Here is a 17,751-nt window from a genome sequence, read left to right as displayed (position 1 = left end):
TAGCCCCTCGATCTCGTGCCCCTGCCCATGCAGGACGACGGCGCCTTGGGGCGCATCGCGTCGCAACTCATCGGCACTCTCGACATTGCCGGGCACCAGAACCATGGGTATGGCGATCCCGTCCAGCACCGACAGGATGTCACGCAAGCCTTGCCGCATGTGGCAGAAATCCCCCGCGCCGATCAGAAGGTCCGCGCCCTTGGCCGCATCGGCAACGGTGCGCATCGCCTTCATGTCGGCATGAACATCCGAGAAGGCCAGCACCTTCATCTCTCGGTCTCCAACCTCGCCCTCAAACTCAACAGGTCGGCCCAGGCTTCGCGCTTGGCCCCCGGATTGCGTAGCAGATAGGCGGGGTGAAACATAGGCAGCGCCGGGCGACCAAATGCCTCGGTCCACGTACCGCGCAACCGCGTGATCCCGCGTTGGCCCAATATGGCCTGGCAACTCGTGTTGCCCATCACGACAAGCAGTTCGGGCGCAGCCAGGTTCACATGCCGCGCGAGAAAGGGCAGCATCATGGCGATCTCCTCGGGTTTCGGCTCACGATTCTGGGGCGGGCGCCAGGGCATCACGTTGGTGATGTAGACCGGCTCCCCATCTCCCGCTCGCGCCATCCCGACCGCCGCCAGCATCCGATCGAGGAGGCGACCGGCTGCACCCACGAAAGGTCGGCCCTCGCGATCCTCTTCGCGCCCCGGCGCCTCGCCGATGATCATCACGCGTGCGCCCGGCTCGCCATCGGCAAAGACAAGCGTTCGCGCGCCGCGCTTGAGATCGCAATGCTCATAACCGGCCATTGCGGCACGCAACGCGCTCAGATCGGGTGCCGCGGTCGCTGCCTCGCGTGCAACGGCCACCGGGTCGGGCCCCGCCGCCTCGGGCCCCTGGGCGGCTTGCACGGGCTTGGACGGCGCCGGATGTTCCGGTTTTGCCGCCGGTTCTGCCGTCAGCTTGTCGGGCAGGCCGTAGCGCACGACCGGCACATCGCCGATCGCCTCGTCCGCACCCAGTTCGATCTGCCATTCCAGGGCGGCGCGCGCCGCGTGATAGCTCATTTGCGATTCCATTGCACAAGCCTAGCGCACCCCGGTCCCGGTCTGAACCATTCATTTGTCTCGACTAGAAGGAGACAAGGCGCATTCCGTCCGGTGCGTCGGCTGGACACGGAGTTGCGCGCTTCCTATAACCGGGCCGTGATGCGAGGCCCGCTTGCAAGGGGAGAAAGGCCATGAGCTTTCCACACCGCCACCTTCTGGGCATCGAGCCGCTCGCGCCCGCTGACATCTCCACGCTTCTGGATCTTTCCGACAAGTATGTCGATCTCAACCGTTCGGCGCGCAAACACACAGAAACCCTTGCGGGCCTGACCCAGATCAACATGTTCTTCGAAAACTCGACCCGCACGCAGGCCAGTTTCGAACTGGCCGGACAACGGTTGGGGGCGGACGTGATGAATATGGCGATGCAGGCCAGCTCGATCAAGAAGGGCGAGACGCTGATCGATACGGCTCTCACGCTCAATGCGATGCATCCCGATCTGCTGGTCGTGCGGCATCCCGATTCCGGTGCCGTCGACCTGCTCAGCCAAAAGGTGAACTGCGCTGTCCTGAACGCGGGCGACGGACGCCATGAACATCCCACGCAGGCACTTCTCGATGCGCTTACCATACGTCGCGCCAAGGGGCGTCTGCACCGTCTGAGCATCGCGATCTGCGGCGATATCGCGCATTCCCGCGTGGCGCGTTCGAACATTCTCCTGCTGGGCAAGATGGAAAACCGCATCCGGCTGGTCGGCCCGCCCACGCTCATGCCTGCGCGGATCGGCGAGTTCGGCGTCGAAGTGTACGAGGACATGCGCGAGGGGTTGAAGGACGTTGACGTGGTGATGATGCTGCGCCTTCAGCGCGAGCGCATGGATGGCGGTTTCATCCCCTCCGAGCGCGAATATTTCCATCGCTTCGGCCTCGACACCGAGAAACTTTCCTATGCTAAGGAGGATGCGATCGTGATGCATCCCGGCCCGATGAACCGCGGCGTCGAGATCGATGGCGAAATCGCCGACGACATCAACCGTTCGGTCATCCAGGAACAGGTCGAGATGGGCGTCGCCGTGCGCATGGCCACGATGGACATCCTCGCCCGCAACCTGCGCGAGGCGCGCGCGCGCGAACGCGAGGTCATGGCGTGAGCCCGACACGGATCAAGGGAAGTGAACACGGCGTCGTGCGGCTTTTTGCCGTCGATCTGCCCCCGGAAGAGGCCCGGCGCTTCGATCAGCGCAACGGCTCATGGCCGCTGCGCGCGTCACTCGGGGCGGATTGGCTTGATCCGGATCATCTTGTGTATTTCGATATCGGCGATCTCGAAGGTGTCGGCTTGACCGACTATCTGGCCGAGGGCCACGGCATCAGTGTGGAGGAACTCGCGCCCTTGCGGCAGAGGCTGGACCAGATGACCGGCCATGCCCTGATCGTCACCTCGCAAGCTTTTGGCGGCAAGGACCAGACGATCAAGCCACGTGCACCGCTGCGCCATGTTGCCACGCTGCACGAGGACAGGCCGCCGGTCATCTTCGAGCACCTGCCTTCCGATGCCGCCATGCAGCCGGGTTCGGCATCGGGCGCGGATCGCGACACCACACCGCTCACCAAGGGCCTCAATCGGCGGATGGCGTTCGTGCTACTGGCGCTGGTGCTGGCCGCATTGATCCTGGTGGCGATGCTCACATGACCTCCGCACCACATCACCCCGGCCCCCAGACACCGCTGCTCGCGGGCGAGACCGTGCTTGCCTTGTGGCGGCCGCGTTTCTGGCTGTTTGCCCAGCGCGCCCTGCTTCTGGGGTTCGTCACCGCGCTGGGGCTTTCAGGCTTCGGCTTCCTCGTCTGGTGGCAATGGCTTCTGGCGCTCCCGTTGCTGACCGTGGCCTACGTGCTTGCATTTGACGATTTCACAACGTGGTTCCGGCGCCGTGGCGATTGCTGGTTTCTGACCGACCGCCGCCTGATCTACGAGAACCGCGACAACCCCGAGGAACAGGCCGCCGTCCCGCTTTCCCAAATCGCGTGGATACGCCCGTGGTTCTGGTGGAGCCTGCGCATCGGCCTGACCGGCGGCACCGCCACCACGATCCGCTTTGTCGCCAACCCGCGCGATATCCGCCGCCGCATCGAAACTGCCCAGAACCAGCCTTTTGAAAGCTGAACAGCCCATGCCCGAATCCTCCGCCGACCTGCGCTATGCCAACACGCCCTCGACCCCACTGGCCGACGGCGAAGAGGTGCTGGTCAGTTTCCGCGCCGATCGCGCGACCTATCTGCGCGATCATGCCTCCATGGCCGCGATCGCCATGGGGGCCGGCATGGTGATCCTCTGGGCGCTGGGCAATCCGCATGTCTGGACCGGTGCCATCGGCGGCCTGGGCGCCATCGCCCTGCGCGGCTGGTATGTCGCGTCGGACGAGCTGGCCGTGCGCTGGGACCTGACCAACCGCCGCCTGCTCGGCCCCGGCACGCGCATGGTCGGCCTGCGCGAGATTGCACAGATCAACACCTTTGTCTCGGCGGTCCAGATCGTGACCGTTACCGGCGACAAGCACCTGATCAAGTATCAGTCGGACGCCCACGCCACAAAGGCACTGATCGAACGGGTCGCGGCCGGGGGGCGACCATGAAACGACAAAACCATCAAAGGCACCGCCGATGAAGACCCTTCTGACCAATGTCCGGCTGATCGATCCGGAGGCCCAGACCGATGCGCCCGGCTGGCTTCTGATCGACGACGCCATTATCGGTGCGACTGGCCCGACCGGGCCGGCCGAACCCACCGCCGACAACGTCATCGACTGTGGCGGCAAATGCCTTGCCCCCGGCATCGTCGATATCGGCGTAAAGGTTTGCGAACCCGGCGAACGGCACAAGGAATCCTATCGCTCGGCCGGGCTGGCCGCGGCGGCGGGCGGCATCACCACCATGATCACGCGTCCCGACACGCTCCCGGCCATCGACACGCCCGAGGTACTCGAATTCGTCCGGCGCCGCGCCAACGAGGCGGCTCCGGTCAATGTTCTGCCAATGGCCGCGCTGACCAAGGGCCGCGAAGGCCGCGAAATGACCGAGATCGGATTCCTGCTCGACGCGGGCGCCGTCGGGTTCACCGATTGTGACCGGGTCATCTCTGATACCAAGGTCTTTTCCCGCGCGCTCACCTATGCCCGCAGCCTCGGCGCGCTGGTGATCTCCCATGTGCAGGAACCGATCCTCTCGGCGGGCGCCTCTGCCACCTCGGGCAAATTCGCCTCGCTGCGCGGGCTGGCCGCCGTCACGCCCATGGCCGAACGCATGGCGCTTGATCGCGACATCGCCCTTCTGGAAATGACCGGCGCACGCTATCATGCCGACCAGATCACCACCGCCCGCGCCCTGCCTGCCCTCGAACGGGCCAAGCGTAACGGGCTCGATATCACCGCGGGCACCTCGATCCATCACCTCACGCTGAACGAACTCGACCTTTCGGATTACCGCACCTTTTTCAAGGTCAAGCCGCCGCTCAGATCCGAGGACGACCGCTTCGCCACCGTCGATGCGGTGCGTTCCGGCCTGATCGACATCATCTCCTCGATGCACACGCCGCAGGACGAGGAAAGCAAACGCCTGCCCTTCGACGAGGCCGCGTCGGGCGCGGTCGCGCTCGAAACCCTGCTGCCCGCAGCTCTGCGCCTCTATCACGCCGATCACCTGAGCCTGCCACAGCTTTTCCGCGCCCTCGCGCTCAACCCGGCGAAACGGCTCGGCCTGTCCTCGGGGCGGCTGGACCCCGGCGCACCTGCCGATCTGGTGCTGTTCGACCCCGACAAGCCCTTCGTGCTCGACCGTTTCAAGCTCCTGTCAAAATCCAAGAACACCCCGTTTGACGGCGCGCGCATGCAAGGTAAGGTGCTGGCAACCTTTGTCGGCGGAGAAAAGGTGTTCGGCTGATGCCTGTGATCGAAACCAGCTTGACCACCCTCGCGCTCTGGGCGGTGATCGGATATCTTTTTGGGTCTGTGCCGTTCGGCCTGTTGCTGACCCGTGCGTTGAAACTGGGAGATCTGCGCAAGATTGGCTCGGGCAATATCGGCGCAACCAACGTATTGCGCACCGGCAACAAGCTTGCCGCCGCGCTGACGCTGTTGCTCGACGGTGGCAAGGGGGCCGTGGCGGTTCTGGCCGGGCGCACCATCGCGGGCGAGGATGCGGCTCAGGTCGCAGCTCTCTTTGCCTTCGTGGGCCATTGTTACCCCGTCTGGCTCGAATTTCGCGGCGGCAAGGGCGTGGCGACATTTCTTGGCATCCTTCTGGCGCTCGCTTGGCCCGTCGGAATCGCCGCCTGCCTGACATGGCTCGCCACGGCCGTTATCGCGCGCATCTCGTCGCTTTCGGCGCTGGTTGCAGCGGGCAGCTCGACCATCTGGATGCTCGTCCTGGGTCATGGCACGGCATTTTTCCTCGGGATCGCGCTCACACTTTTGATCTATTGGCGGCACCGCGCCAATATTTCTCGCCTGCGCGCCGGAACGGAACCGAAGTTCGGACAGAAGTGATCGCCCGGTTGCCCGCCACCCCCAGGGCCCAGGCATCCGCTTCATGATTCTTGCCGATTTCCTGCCCTACCGGGCGCCATCGCTTTAATCATTAGGGCCATTCTTGCCAGATGACTCCCCCGGCAGCCGGGAGTCATACGCAGAGCAGCCGGGAATCATGCGCCGTTTCCGGGCCAAAATCCGTTCAGAAAGGTTAATTTCGCTTCATCTTTCGTTTATGGTCTCAGTAGGCGTAGCCCTCGTAGATCCGGCTCAGATCGCCGTTCCACTCTCCGTGATAAAGATCGAGAAGCTCGTCTGCCGGCGTCTTTCCATCGGTCACGCTGTCCTCCAGCGCATGCAGGAAATGACGCTCGTCGGGGACCATGCCGCCCGCCCCGGGCCGCGCCCGGGCCCGCAGACCTTCGCGCGAGATTTCAAGCGTCCGCCGCGCAAGATCGCGCATGTTGATATCGCCCACCTGTGCATGCAGCCCGTCCTTGCCCGCTGCCACGCGCAGCGCTTCGCGGGTCTCGGCATCCCAGCCCTTGACCAGGTCCCACGCCGCATCGAGCGCAGTCTGGTCATAGGTGAGTCCGACCCAGAAAGCCGGCAGCGCGCACAATCTGCGCCAGGGGCCGCCATCGGCGCCGCGCATCTCGATGAATTGCTTGACCCGCGCCTCGGGAAAGATCGTGGTCAGATGGTCGGCCCAGTCGCTCAGAGTGGGCGTCTCGCCCGGCAATGCGGGCAACTTACCCTTGAGAAAATCACGGAAACTCTGGCCGAGCGCATCGATATACTCCCCGTCGCGATAGACGAAATACATCGGCACATCGAGCGCGTATTCGACCCAGGCCTCGAACCCGAACCCTTCGTCAAAGACAAAGGGCAACATGCCCGTGCGCGCCGGATCGAGGTTTTGCCAGATATGCGCGCGCCACGATTTCCAGCCATTCACCTTGCCCTCGAAAAACGGGGAGTTGGCAAAGAGCGCCGTGGCCACGGGTTGCAGCGCGAGCGCGACGCGCATCTTCTGCACCATGTCGACCTCGGATGAGAAGTCGAGGTTCACCTGAACCGTGCAAGTACGGTACATCATCGCCGTGCCCATCGTGCCGACCCGGCCCATGTAGTCGGTCATCAGCTTGTAACGCCCCTTGGGCATCATCGGCATCTGTTCATGGGTCCATTCAGGCGCCGCCCCCAACCCGAGAAATCCCACGCCCACCTTGTCGGCGATATCCTTAACGTCTGCCAGGTGCTGGTTAACTTCGTCACAGGTCTGATGGATCGTCTCCAGCGGCGCGCCAGAAAGCTCCAACTGCCCCCCCGGCTCCAAACTCACATTCGCGCCATCTTTTTGTAATCCAACGATATTATCGCCTTCATACAGTGGCTCCCAACCGTGAAGATCGCGCAAACCCTCCAACACCGCCAAAACCGAACGCTCGCCACGGTAAGGAATTGGCAAATGGGTGTCCTTGCAATATCCAAACTTCTCATGTTCGGTGCCAATCCGCCAATCCTCCTTGGATTTACACCCATCAGCAAGGTATTCGGCCAATTGTTCATGGCGTTCGATCGGACCGCCACCGGACTGAGGAATGGACATGGGGTTCTTCTCCGATCTGTTCGCACGACAGTGCAAGGAGTGCTGCGAATGAAAGAAAGTGTCAATCTAGCCGGACGACTTGTTCTTGCCAGATCACAAAGTTTTCCGGCTTTCGCGCGGCCGACGCAGCGATCACCTTCTGAAAATGCGCACCGGGAAATTGCGCCAACGCATCCATGAGGCGCTCGGCGCCCACTGCCGATGCTGGAATTCGCGCTTCTTGACCATCGCGATCCGTGAATATCCAGCGCATTTCACCATGTGCTTCATCCCCCAATGCCTCGATCTCGATCCGTGTGACCAGTGACAGTGGGACAACAACGCCGCCCTCCGGCAGGAAATAGGTCAGTTGTGCCTCATCGAGCTCGACCACTCCCGCGCCGCCGCTGCGCGGCCTGACCCGCGCTCGTTGCAAACCTGTGATCAGGAGTGCACAGCCGATTACCAGGACAGGCCAACCGATCCAGCGCATGAGCCCGATACCACCAAGCGCCCAATTCACACCAAGGGCAGCGACAAATGCGCCGACGAATACCTCGCGCCAGCGCCAAATCGCGGCGCGCGCCGCTGGCCGAACGAGGCTCATGCCCAATCCCCCAATTGTATCTGCCATACCGTGATCGCCGCCACGGCAGCGGTATCGGCACGCAGGATACGCGGCCCCAAAGCGATCGGGTGTGTACACTGCATTGCCGCAAGGCGACCGCGTTCGCCCTCGGAAAAGCCACCCTCCGGACCGATCAGAATCGCCCATGGCTCCCCGGCAAGGTTGGTCGGAAGAGACGATGATCCCCCGGCGAGCGCCTCGTCGCAGAACATCAATTGCCGATCCACTGGCCATTCACGCAACACCGATTCAAGACGTTGAAGTGACTCCACCTCGGGCACGAACGTCCCGCCACATTGTTCGGCGGCCTCGATCGCATGGGCTTGCAAACGGACCTGCCGAATTCGTTCGGAATTGGTGAAATCCGTCTGCACCGGGATGATGCGCGCTGCGCCCATCTCGGTGGCCTTTTCGACAATGAAATCGGTTCTGGCCTTCTTGACCGGGGCAAAAAGCAGCCACATGTTCGGCGGATCACGCTGCGGTGCGGTCTGATCGACGCAGAACAGAACACCGCCACGCTTGCTCTTCTGGACTACCTCGGACCGCCACTCCCCGTCCTGACCGTTGAACAGCGAAACTGCATCGCCCTCACCAAGTCGCATCACACCGAAAAGATAATGCGCCTGCGCCCGGTCCAGAGGAACGGTTTGCCCTTGGCCCAAGGGGTGCTTTACATAAAGTCTGATCTTTGCCGTTTTCATGGACCCGACAATATGACCGCACCCAACAATACGCCAGAGCCCAACCAACAGGTTGGCGAAGCGGTGGCAGACGCCGTAAAGGACAATTGGGTTGACCGGTTGGCGCCGGTCCCAACGCGCCCCTTCCTTCGGCTTTCTCGTGCCGATCGGCCGATCGGAACATGGTTGCTCCTTTTGCCGTGTTGGTGGGGCCTTTTGCTCGCCATGCTGCATGATGGCCAGGCCCGCTGGTTCGATCTTTGGGTATTTGTGTCCTGCGGGTTGGGGGCATGGCTTATGCGAGGAGCGGGATGCACATGGAATGACATCACCGACCGCGATATCGACGGTCTTGTCGAGCGCACAAGGTCACGCCCAATTCCCTCCGGGCAGGTTTCAGTGAAAATGGCGCTGGCCTGGATGATGGCGCAGGCATTGCTGGCTTTTGCCATTCTCTTGACCTTTCCCGTTAACGCCATCCTTCTGGGCATCTTGGCGCTTGCGCCGGTGGCCGTATACCCCTTTGCCAAGCGCTTCACATGGTGGCCGCAAATATTTCTCGGCCTTGCTTTCAACTGGGGCGCGCTGCTTGCGTGGACGGCTCACACCGGGGTGCTTGAGACACCGGCAATCATCCTCTATCTTGCAGGAATTTCGTGGACACTCTTCTATGACACCATCTATGCGCACCAGGACAAGGAGGATGATGCGCTGATCGGTGTGAAATCGACAGCACGTTTGTTCGGAATCCGAACACCAGTCTGGCTTCGGCGTTTTCTGGTCGGCGCGGTTTCGCTCATGGGATTGGCGATCATCTCCGCGATGGTAGAACAGCGCGGAAACCCCGTGGCTCTTCTGGTCGCGTTGTCAGGGGCTTGCGTGATGGGCTGGCATATGGTGTGGCAGATTCGCATGCTTGATCTTGATGACAATGACCGCCTTCTCATGCTCTTTCGCTCCAACCGCGATACCGGCCTGATCCCTTTGCCGTTTTTCGCCGTCGCCCTATTCCTTTGATTGCACCTCCGGTCGGCAGGGCCTAGAGAACTGACAAGTTTTCCAAGATAGATCCGAGATGCGCCTGTCCTCAATCCTCATCATCGCCGGCACATTCGCCACCGCAGGTCTGGCCTGCCTTTTTACAGCCGGATTTGCGGTCACCATGATCGAGGAGAACTCGGAAATCGAAGTGCGTCGTGCGCTCGACGACCAAGGTCTGACATGGGCCGAGGTTCATGCTGACGGGCTTCAGGTCTTTTTGACCGGCACCGCACAGAGCGAGGCGTCCCGCTTTCTCGCAGTGAGCTCCGCAGGCACGGTGGTCGACGCTGCCCGGGTCATCGACCATATGGACGTGGCGGCCTCCAAGGGCATCACGCCGCCACGTTTCTCCATCGAGATACTGCGCAACGACTCGGGCATTTCCCTGATCGGGCTCGTTCCAGCCGCTTCCAAGCGTGATGATATTCTCGACCGGCTCAAGGATATTGGCGGCGATGAGAATATTGTCGATCTTCTGGAAACGGCCGATTATCCTCTTCCGGACGGGTGGGAAACGGCTATTGGCTTCGGTTTGGAGGCTCTTGAGGATCTGCCCCGATCTAAGATTTCGATCGATGCCGAAAGGGTGGAAATCACGGCAATGGTCGACAGGGCGGAAACGAAGCGCAATCTCGAACTTGCTCTCGCCCGCGCCACGCCGCGCGGCCTTGACCTTGTACTCGATATCTCGGCACCACTACCTGTCATCACGCCGTTTTCATTGCGTTTTGTGATAGATGAGAGCGGGCCTCGATTTGACAACTGCTCCGCTGATTCCGAGGCTGCGCGTGATCGGATCATTGCGGCGGCGCGGGCCGCGGGCGTGACAGGCCAGACATCCTGCACGATCGGTCTTGGTGTTCCCTCGCCCAAATGGGCCCGCGCTGCCGAGCTTTCCATCGCCGCCCTGGACACGATCGGAAACGGCTCTGTCACCTTTGCCGATGCGGACATATCTCTTGTAGCCGACGAAAACACCGATCCGGGACTGTTCGATGAAACCATTGGCGAACTCGAGACCGCCTTGCCTGATGTATTCACTGTTCACGCAGTTCTGCCGCAACCGGCCGAACCCGACGACTCGGGCCCGCGAGAATTCGTGGCGACTCTTTCACCCGAAGGCCTTGTTCAAATGCGCGGTCGCGTGAGCGATGAGTTGGTGCGGCAAACAATCATAAGCTTCGCGCGAGCGCGGTTTGGCTCTGATGCCGTCCATAACGCGGCGCGCGTCGACGACTCGCTGCCACCGGAATGGACGGTGCGCGTACTGGCCGGAATCGAGGCGCTTTCAAAGCTCTCAAACGGCGCGGTGACCGTGTCGTCAGATCGGATCGCGATCAAGGGCAACACTGGAGATTCCGAGGCCCGAAGCATGATTTCGCGACTGCTTTCCGAGAAACTTGGTGAGGCGGCGCGTTTCGAGATAGATGTGACTTATCAGGAAGAACTCGATCCGGTGGCCGCGTTGCCGACACCCGAGGAATGCGCCGAGCAAATCGAGGCGATTCAGGCTGAGCGCAAGATCAGTTTTGAACCCGGCTCTGACACGATCGATACTGGCGCACGGGAAACGCTGGACGAGATTGCAGACATCCTGAAGGAATGCGGTCCGATACACCTTGAGATTGCAGGACACACGGACAGCCAAGGGCGGGAAGTCATGAACCAGCAACTCAGCCAGGCCCGGGCGCAATCCGTTCTCAATGGACTACGTGAACGGCGCGTTCTGACGTCGACTTTTTCGGCCGTTGGATATGGAGAAACTCAGCCGATCGCAGACAACGACACCGAAGAGGGACGGGAGGCGAACCGCCGTATCGAGTTTCGCATCGCAAGCCCCGAAACCACTGAAGAGATGGGAATCCCCCCTTTAATCATCGAACAGGACATCAACGCCGATCCCGAGACGGAAACCGACGACACGGCTTCGCAAGACGAGGATACCCCTGATGACACGAACTGAATTCATCATTGCAACGGCAATCATCCTGTTTGTCGCTTTTTGCATGGGATGGTTCGCAAACTGGCTAATTCACCGATTCACGCAGGTGGCCCGCTCGGATATCGAAGAGCTGGATAAAATGTCACAGGAATTGCACGAAGCCGAAGAAACGCGCGATCAGGCCATCACCTATCTGCAACAGCGGGAGGCCGAGTTGACCAATCAGATCGCGCAGACGGAAGCCGAACTTGCCGCTGCGATGGAAGGGCTTCGAGATGCACGACACGAGGCCGAAGCGCTGCGTGCGCAGCTTGAGTCCAGGGGCGCGTAATACCTGTCCGCAACGAAAAGTCGTGCAAGCGACCCGATAACGCACAGGTCGATCCAGAACCACCGGGCCATGCGATCGGAAAGCCGGACGCTGCAATTACCTTTGCCCAGGTGGGCCCATGCTCTCTGCCGATTTTCAGGATCGGGCCCGAACTCATCTTCCTGTAAGGATTGCACTGACCTTGAGCGCGCGTTGTGGACTGCCGTCGAGCTTCAGCTTGCCGCTCATATAGGCCATGACCGGATTTTGCGATCCTTCCATGATCGCTCGGAAAACCGTTTCGCTGGCCTTCAATGTCACATCGGCCTCGCCATCGCCAAGCCGAGCGCCATCAGCGTCCATCATGACCGTTCCCTCGCCTTCGAGGATCAGTTTGGCCGTCCCTCTGAGGACACCGCAGACCCTTGGGTCCAAGATTTCGATGAAATTCTGCAATATGTTCGACATGCCATGAACCGCTCCTATGATGCACATGTCCTTTCCGATCGGGCGGCGGCGCGCAATCCTGCCTTCGCGTCACCAACGGCCAAGCGCATCCTCATCGACAGCGCGCGCCGCGACCCATTCCGTGCCACTGCGTGTGATTTCCTTCTTCCAGAAAGGCGCGCGGGATTTGAGATAGTCCATCAGGAATTCTGCGCCCTGAAATGCATTGGCGCGATGCGGAGCTGCGGTGGCGACCATCATGATCATTTCGCCCGGCCGCATCACCCCGAATCTGTGGACAATCAAAACGTCCCCGAGTTGAAAACGGGTTAATGCCTCGTTCGCGTGCATTTCGAGCGCCTTTTGGGTCATGCCCGGATAATGCTCGATTTCCATCGAAACGAGGCCGTCCGGCACATCTCGGACGATGCCGGTGAAGGTGACCACCGCCCCCATGTCCCCTTGGCCACGGGCGAATGACTCGGCTTCGGCACCGAAATCAAAGGGGTGGTCTTGCACCCGGATATCCATCTCAACCGCCTGTCATCGGGGGAAAAAACGCCACCTCGCGCGCACCGTCCAGCGGCGCGTCGAAATCGGCCAATTCCTGATCGAGCGCCACGCGCAAGGCTGAGATGTCGGCGAAGGCAGCGGCATAACGTTCCTCGCGTGCCTTGAGTTCCTCGACGAGCTCGCCCACGGTGCGGGCCTCGGTCTCGACGGTTTCGCGCGGCAGGCCGATCCGTTCACGGACCCATGCGAAATAAAGCAATTCCATCACTGATCCTCGCGCAAATAGGGAATTGATTTCCTGAGATAATCCCAACCCGTTGCCAGCGTCATGAGGGCCGCGAACCACAGGAGAACGACACCCAGATTGCCTGCCCAGACCATGCCCTCGTATTTCCAGCGCAGCCCTTGTGTATCCTGTGTCGCGCCGGAAATCATCGCCTCGATCATCGCGTCGTCCATCCCCCAGGAAGACATGACCAGGTAGTGTTCGAACACACCTTGCGAAAAAAGTACTGCAATCGCGATCATTTGAACGGTGGTTTTCCACTTGGCCATTGGCGTGACAGCGAGCGTGCCCGCGGTATCGCCGAGAAACTCGCGCAGGCCGGAAACGAACACCTCGCGAAACAGGATGATCGTGGCTGGCAGGACGAGCCAGGGGGTCCAGGTGGAGTAGCCGCAGATGACCAGCAAGGCGATGATGACCATGGCCTTGTCGGCGATCGGGTCGAGCATCGTGCCGAGCTTGGTCTGTTGCTGCCAGGCGCGGGCGAGATAGCCGTCGAGCCAGTCGGTCAAGGCGGCGAACACGAACAGCAGGAGGGCGACCCAATCGGCGTAAGGTCTTGTAAAATAAAGAAACATCACCGGAACCAGCGGCGCCGCGATCAGACGCAGAAGCGTCAGGATATTCGGGATCGTCCATCTCATCCCGCTGTTTCTAGCCGGGATTCGGGCGCGAGGGAAGGGATCGTGCGCCATGGTTAACGCGGCCCGGGCATGAAGAATTCGGGGGGTGACATCCGGCTGCCGCCCGTCTGTCCTCCGGCTGCCGGGGCGTGCCGCACGTATCCACCCTTCGAACCGTTAACGCGGCGCGCGGACATCATCGCGCGTCATGAAAGAAATCATGAATCTTCTCGGCGAGACTGTCGGAAATTCCCTCGACCGCCTTGAGATCGGCAAGGGCCGCGCGGCTCACCGCCTTCGCGCTGCCGAAATGGGCCAGAAGCGCGCGCTTGCGGGTGGCGCCGACGCCCGGCACATCGTCGAGCGGCGTCGCCCCCACCGCCTTGGACCGTTTGGCGCGATGTGTGCCGATGGCGAAGCGGTGCGCTTCGTCGCGCAGGCGCTGGATGAAGTAGAGCACAGGGTCATTGTGACGAAGCGCGAAGGGCCGTGCCCCGGGGCGGTGAAACTCTTCCTTGCCGGCATCGCGGTCGATGCCCTTGGCGACGCCGACCATCGGGATATCGGCCACGCCCATCTCGTCCATGATCGCCTTGACCGCTGAAACCTGCCCGGCACCGCCGTCGATCAAAAGAAGGTCGGGCCAGTGGCCTTCGCTGCGATCGGGATCTTCCTTGATGAGGCGTTTGAAGCGGCGGGTCAGCACCTCTTTCATCATGCCGAAATCGTCACCCGGGGCGAGGTCGTCGCCGCGAATGTTGAACTTGCGATACTGGTTCTTCATCAACCCGTCGGGCCCGGCGACGATCATCGCGCCAACCGCGTGGGTGCCCTGGATATGCGAGTTGTCATAGACCTCGATCCGGTTGGGCGGCGCGTCGAGGCCGAAGGCATCGGCCAGACCCTTGAGCAACCGGCCCTGGGTGGCGGTTTCGGCCATCTTGCGGGCCAGGCTTTCGCGCGCATTGCGGGCGGCGTTGCTGACAAGCTCGGCCTTCTCGCCCCTTTGGGGCATGAGCAGCGCCACCTTGCGCCCGGCCTTGTCGGACAGAGCCTGCGCCATCAGGTCTGCGTTCTCGAGCGGGTGGGAGAGAAGCAGCTGTTTCGGCGGTTCCTTGTTGTCATAGAATTGACCGATGAACGCTTCGAGCACCTCGGCTGCCTCGATCTCGGACGACCCGACGCGGGGGTAGAAATCGCGGTTGCCCCAGTTCTGGCCCGCACGGACAAAGAATACCTGCACACAAGCCTGTCCGCCCTCGAGATGGAGCGCGATCACGTCGGCCTCGGCGGTGCTGCGCGGGTTGATGCCCTGCGCCGTCTGCACCTGTGTCAGCGCCTTGATCCGATCGCGCAGGGCGGCGGCACGCTCGAACTCCATCGCGTCGGAGGCGGCCTGCATCTCGGCCGCGAGGTTTTCCTGGATCTCGGTCGAGCGCCCAGAGAGATAGCGTTCCGCATCACGCACCGAGCGGGCATACTCGGCCTCGCCGATCTTGCCGACACAGGGCGCGGTGCAGCGTTTGATCTGGTATTGCAGACAGGGGCGGGTGCGGCTTTCGAACATCGCATCCGAGCAGTTGCGCAAGAGAAACACGCGCGTGAGCTGCGCCAGCGCCCGGTTGACCGCACCGGCGCTGGCGAAGGGGCCGTAATATCGGCCCTTTTCCTTTTTCGCACCGCGATGCTTCTTGATCATCGGGAACGGGTGATCGGTGACGAGGATATTGGGAAAGCTCTTGTCGTCGCGCAAGAGCACGTTGTAGCGCGGTTTCAGCTGCTTGATGAGGTTCTGTTCGAGCAGCAGCGCCTCGGTCTCGGTGCGCGTGGTCAGGAACATCATCGAGGCGGTCTCATTGATCATCCGGGCGATGCGCGCCGAATGGCCCGTTGGGCGCGCATAGCTCGACACGCGCGCCTTGAGGTTGCGCGCCTTGCCGACATAGAGCACACGGTTCTGCGCATCGAGCATCCGGTAGACGCCCGGAGAGCTGTCGAGCGTCCTGAGATAGCCCGCGATCACGGTGTGACCGGTGGCGTGTTCTGGCCGAGTATCCTCTTGTTCGTCGCTCATCGCCTTTGCACTTCGATTCTCAGGGACGTGTCCCGCGTGGCTGCAATCTTATCGCGGATACGGCAAGGGAAAACATGTCCACGATTCCTGTGGATAAACTTGGTGGTATCTTCGGGCCAGCGCGGAATTCTCCTTGTTTTATGCCTGCTTCGTCGAATTGCCTAAAAATTAGGCGGATATGCAAGTATCTGATATGCAACGATATTTTCTTGATACCGTTGCAAAATACTGATAACATTAAACTTTTTGTAACGCTTTGGTAACGCATTCTTGAGAAGTGCAAAACTTTCGTCGGCCATGCGCGCCCGGGGCCTATTCCGGGCCCAGAACATCCGGTGTCTGCCATCCAAGATGCTGGCCGCCATCGACGCACAGAAGCTGACCGGTGACGGCTGGCGCGTCGAGGAAATAGCCCAGGGCGGCGGTTATGTCCTCGGGATTGGAGCCGCGTTCCAGCACCGTGCTGGCGCGTTGGCGGACGAAATGCGGCTCGCTCTGGCGGGCTCCGATGAGCGTGGGGCCAGGGCCGATCGCGTTGACGCGAATATCGGGGGCCAGCCCCTGCGCGGCGGTGCGGGTGAGCGCCCAGAGTCCCATCTTGGCAATGGTGTAGGAGGCGAATTCGGGCGTGAGCTTGCGCACGCGCTGGTCGATCATGTTGACGACGAGGGCACGCGCGCGCGGTTCGCCGCGGTTGTCCATCTCGGCGCGCGGGGCCTGTTCGGCAAAATGCTGGGTCAGGACGAAAGGTGCGCGCAGGTTCGATTCGATATGCCGGTCCCAGCTTTCGCGGGTACCGGTGCGGATCGTGTCATGTTCGAAGATCGAGGCGTTGTTGACCAGCAGGGTGAGCTTGCGGCCCAGCGCCTGCGACGCCTCGCGGATCAGGCCCCGGGTCTGGGCTTCTTGCAGCAGATCGGCCCGCAGGAGCGCGGATTTGCGGCCGCAGGCGGTGATCTCCTCGGCAACCGAGCGGGCCATTTCCGCGTTGGAATGGTAGTGCACCGCCACGTCGAAGCCGCGATGCGCGAGATAGAGCGCCATCGACGCGCCGAGCCGCGTCGCCCCGCCGGTAACGAGTGCCGCGCCGCTCATGTCAGCACCAGCGCGATATAGGCGGCGTAAAGCGCGGTGAGGCCAATGCCCCAGATGCGCGTGATGTCGCGGCCCAGAAACACGAAGGGAATGATCAGCAGCGACGCGCCCAGCATCACCCAGAGATCAAAGCGCAGGAATTGCGGATCGACCGGGATCGGGCCGATCAGGGCGGCAACCCCGATGATGGCCAGGAGGTTGAACATGTTCGAGCCGATCACGTTGCCCAGCGCCACGTCGGCCTGGCGACGGATCACCGCCATCACGGTGGTGGCCAGTTCCGGCAGCGATGTGCCCAGGGCAACAAGGGTCAGGCCGATCACCGACTCCGGGATGCCATACTGGCGGGCGATCCCGCTCGACCCGTCGATCAGCAGATCGGCCCCCAGCGGCAGGCCGACAAGCCCCAGCGCCAGGAAGACGAGGATCTTCCACCAGGGCATGTCGGGGTCGGCGCCTTCGAGGTCCTCCTCGTCCACGAGAGCCGCCGCGGCGGCGGCGTCACGACGATGACGCCGGGCATGCAGGAAGGAATCGCCCAGCATCAGCGCCAGCGCGGCCAGGAGCACGAGCGCCGCGATCCAGTCGAAGACCCCGCGAAAGGCCAGCCCGATGAACAGGATCGAGGCGGCGATCATCATCATATAGGTCTTGCGGCTGTCGCATTCCGAGGTGTGCATCACCGCGATCAGCGCCGGGATCCCCAGCACCAGCAGGATATTGGCGGTGTTCGATCCGACCACGTTGCCCAGTGCGATGCCCGGCACGTCGGCCATGATCGCCTGCACCGAGATCAGAAGCTCGGGCGCAGAGGTACCGAAGGCGACGATGGTCAGCGACACGATCAGCGCCGGAACGCCGATGCGCAGCGCCAGGTTGACCGCCCCGCGCACGAGGCTGTCACCCGCCAAGAGCAGGATGATGAGGCCCAGTGTGGCGAACACCCAGTCCAT

General features: G+C 61.9%; 21 protein-coding genes. 9 read left to right on the top strand and 12 right to left on the bottom strand.

Annotated features, from left to right (window positions below; translation table 11 throughout):
- A partial coding sequence (locus ACESL9_RS07845; protein WP_372674681.1) for a metallophosphoesterase family protein occupies positions 1-270 on the bottom strand: 270 nt, incomplete at its 3' end.
- On the bottom strand, positions 267-1,070 hold the full coding sequence (locus ACESL9_RS07840; RefSeq protein ID WP_372612444.1) for a uracil-DNA glycosylase family protein: 804 nt from the start codon (positions 1,068-1,070) through the stop codon (positions 267-269). The genes ACESL9_RS07845 and ACESL9_RS07840, both read right to left, overlap by 4 nt.
- Positions 1,071-1,231: 161 nt before the next feature.
- On the opposite strand from ACESL9_RS07840, the gene ACESL9_RS07835 reads away from it, so the two are divergent.
- From ACESL9_RS07835 to plsY, 6 genes are read left to right on the top strand one after another with little or no spacing between them, the layout of a single operon-like run.
- Complete coding sequence (locus ACESL9_RS07835) at positions 1,232-2,191, top strand: aspartate carbamoyltransferase catalytic subunit (RefSeq protein WP_372612446.1); 960 nt, start codon at positions 1,232-1,234, stop codon at positions 2,189-2,191.
- Positions 2,188-2,733, top strand: coding sequence for a hypothetical protein (locus ACESL9_RS07830; RefSeq protein WP_372612448.1), 546 nt, complete (start codon positions 2,188-2,190; stop codon positions 2,731-2,733). The genes ACESL9_RS07835 and ACESL9_RS07830 overlap by 4 nt, the downstream gene beginning before the upstream one ends.
- A complete protein-coding gene (locus tag ACESL9_RS07825) occupies positions 2,730-3,206 on the top strand; it encodes a hypothetical protein (RefSeq protein WP_372612450.1) in 477 nt (158 codons plus the stop codon). The genes ACESL9_RS07830 and ACESL9_RS07825 overlap by 4 nt, the downstream gene beginning before the upstream one ends.
- A 7-nt stretch (positions 3,207-3,213) precedes the next feature.
- Positions 3,214-3,675: a hypothetical protein gene (locus ACESL9_RS07820; protein ID WP_372612452.1), complete on the top strand. Its 462-nt coding sequence runs from the start codon at positions 3,214-3,216 to the stop codon at positions 3,673-3,675.
- A gap of 28 nt (positions 3,676-3,703) precedes the next feature.
- The gene (pyrC, locus tag ACESL9_RS07815) at positions 3,704-4,978 is read left to right on the top strand and encodes a dihydroorotase (protein ID WP_372612454.1); all 1,275 of its coding nucleotides are present in this window, start codon (positions 3,704-3,706) and stop codon (positions 4,976-4,978) included.
- Complete coding sequence (gene plsY / locus ACESL9_RS07810) at positions 4,978-5,583, top strand: glycerol-3-phosphate 1-O-acyltransferase PlsY (RefSeq protein ID WP_372612456.1); 606 nt, start codon at positions 4,978-4,980, stop codon at positions 5,581-5,583. The genes pyrC and plsY overlap by 1 nt, the downstream gene beginning before the upstream one ends.
- Positions 5,584-5,806: 223 nt before the next feature.
- Here the strand turns inward: plsY and ACESL9_RS07805 are convergent, their stop codons facing one another.
- The 3 genes from ACESL9_RS07805 to ACESL9_RS07795 all read right to left on the bottom strand — a co-directional run bounded on the left by ACESL9_RS07805 (position 5,807) and on the right by ACESL9_RS07795 (position 8,488).
- Complete coding sequence (locus ACESL9_RS07805) at positions 5,807-7,177, bottom strand: glutamate--cysteine ligase (RefSeq protein WP_372612458.1); 1,371 nt, start codon at positions 7,175-7,177, stop codon at positions 5,807-5,809.
- Positions 7,178-7,238: 61 nt separating this feature from the next.
- Positions 7,239-7,769, bottom strand: a complete 531-nt coding sequence (locus ACESL9_RS07800; RefSeq protein WP_372612460.1) for a hypothetical protein — start codon at positions 7,767-7,769, stop codon at positions 7,239-7,241.
- Positions 7,760-8,488 carry a 16S rRNA (uracil(1498)-N(3))-methyltransferase gene (locus ACESL9_RS07795; RefSeq protein WP_372612462.1) on the bottom strand — a complete coding sequence of 243 codons (729 nt, stop codon included), beginning with the start codon at positions 8,486-8,488 and terminating at the stop codon, positions 7,760-7,762. The genes ACESL9_RS07800 and ACESL9_RS07795 overlap by 10 nt, the downstream gene beginning before the upstream one ends.
- A gap of 12 nt (positions 8,489-8,500) precedes the next feature.
- On the opposite strand from ACESL9_RS07795, the gene ubiA reads away from it, so the two are divergent.
- From ubiA to ACESL9_RS07780, 3 genes are read left to right on the top strand one after another with little or no spacing between them, the layout of a single operon-like run.
- The gene (ubiA, locus tag ACESL9_RS07790; RefSeq protein ID WP_372612464.1) at positions 8,501-9,484 is read left to right on the top strand and encodes a 4-hydroxybenzoate octaprenyltransferase; all 984 of its coding nucleotides are present in this window, start codon (positions 8,501-8,503) and stop codon (positions 9,482-9,484) included.
- Between the two features lie 58 nt (positions 9,485-9,542).
- Positions 9,543-11,471 (top strand): OmpA family protein, encoded by a 1,929-nt coding sequence (locus ACESL9_RS07785; protein ID WP_372612465.1) that lies wholly within the window; start codon positions 9,543-9,545, stop codon positions 11,469-11,471.
- A complete protein-coding gene (locus ACESL9_RS07780) occupies positions 11,458-11,781 on the top strand; it encodes a hypothetical protein (protein ID WP_372612467.1) in 324 nt (107 codons plus the stop codon). The genes ACESL9_RS07785 and ACESL9_RS07780 overlap by 14 nt, the downstream gene beginning before the upstream one ends.
- 153 nt (positions 11,782-11,934) lie before the next feature.
- Here ACESL9_RS07780 and ACESL9_RS07775 read toward each other — a convergent pair whose 3' ends face one another.
- From ACESL9_RS07775 to ACESL9_RS07745, 7 genes are all read right to left on the bottom strand, one after another.
- Positions 11,935-12,228 (bottom strand): SCP2 sterol-binding domain-containing protein, encoded by a 294-nt coding sequence (locus ACESL9_RS07775; RefSeq protein WP_372612469.1) that lies wholly within the window; start codon positions 12,226-12,228, stop codon positions 11,935-11,937.
- A gap of 69 nt (positions 12,229-12,297) precedes the next feature.
- Complete coding sequence (locus ACESL9_RS07770; protein WP_372612471.1) at positions 12,298-12,738, bottom strand: molybdenum cofactor biosynthesis protein MoaE; 441 nt, start codon at positions 12,736-12,738, stop codon at positions 12,298-12,300.
- A gap of 1 nt (position 12,739) precedes the next feature.
- A complete protein-coding gene (gene moaD / locus ACESL9_RS07765) occupies positions 12,740-12,985 on the bottom strand; it encodes a molybdopterin converting factor subunit 1 (RefSeq protein ID WP_372612473.1) in 246 nt (81 codons plus the stop codon).
- Complete coding sequence (gene pgsA / locus ACESL9_RS07760) at positions 12,985-13,650, bottom strand: CDP-diacylglycerol--glycerol-3-phosphate 3-phosphatidyltransferase (RefSeq protein ID WP_372612475.1); 666 nt, start codon at positions 13,648-13,650, stop codon at positions 12,985-12,987. Before pgsA ends, moaD begins: the two co-directional genes overlap by 1 nt.
- A gap of 175 nt (positions 13,651-13,825) precedes the next feature.
- The gene (uvrC, locus tag ACESL9_RS07755) at positions 13,826-15,703 is read right to left on the bottom strand and encodes an excinuclease ABC subunit UvrC (RefSeq protein ID WP_372674680.1); all 1,878 of its coding nucleotides are present in this window, start codon (positions 15,701-15,703) and stop codon (positions 13,826-13,828) included.
- A gap of 312 nt (positions 15,704-16,015) precedes the next feature.
- Complete coding sequence (locus tag ACESL9_RS07750) at positions 16,016-16,798, bottom strand: SDR family oxidoreductase (RefSeq protein WP_372612479.1); 783 nt, start codon at positions 16,796-16,798, stop codon at positions 16,016-16,018.
- Positions 16,795-17,751: a calcium/sodium antiporter gene (locus tag ACESL9_RS07745; RefSeq protein ID WP_372612481.1), complete on the bottom strand. Its 957-nt coding sequence runs from the start codon at positions 17,749-17,751 to the stop codon at positions 16,795-16,797. The genes ACESL9_RS07750 and ACESL9_RS07745 overlap by 4 nt, the downstream gene beginning before the upstream one ends.

This window comes from Aquicoccus sp., from assembly GCF_041686535.1.
GTDB lineage: Bacteria > Pseudomonadota > Alphaproteobacteria > Rhodobacterales > Rhodobacteraceae > Aquicoccus.
This window is presented reverse-complemented; position numbering and strand designations above follow the sequence as displayed.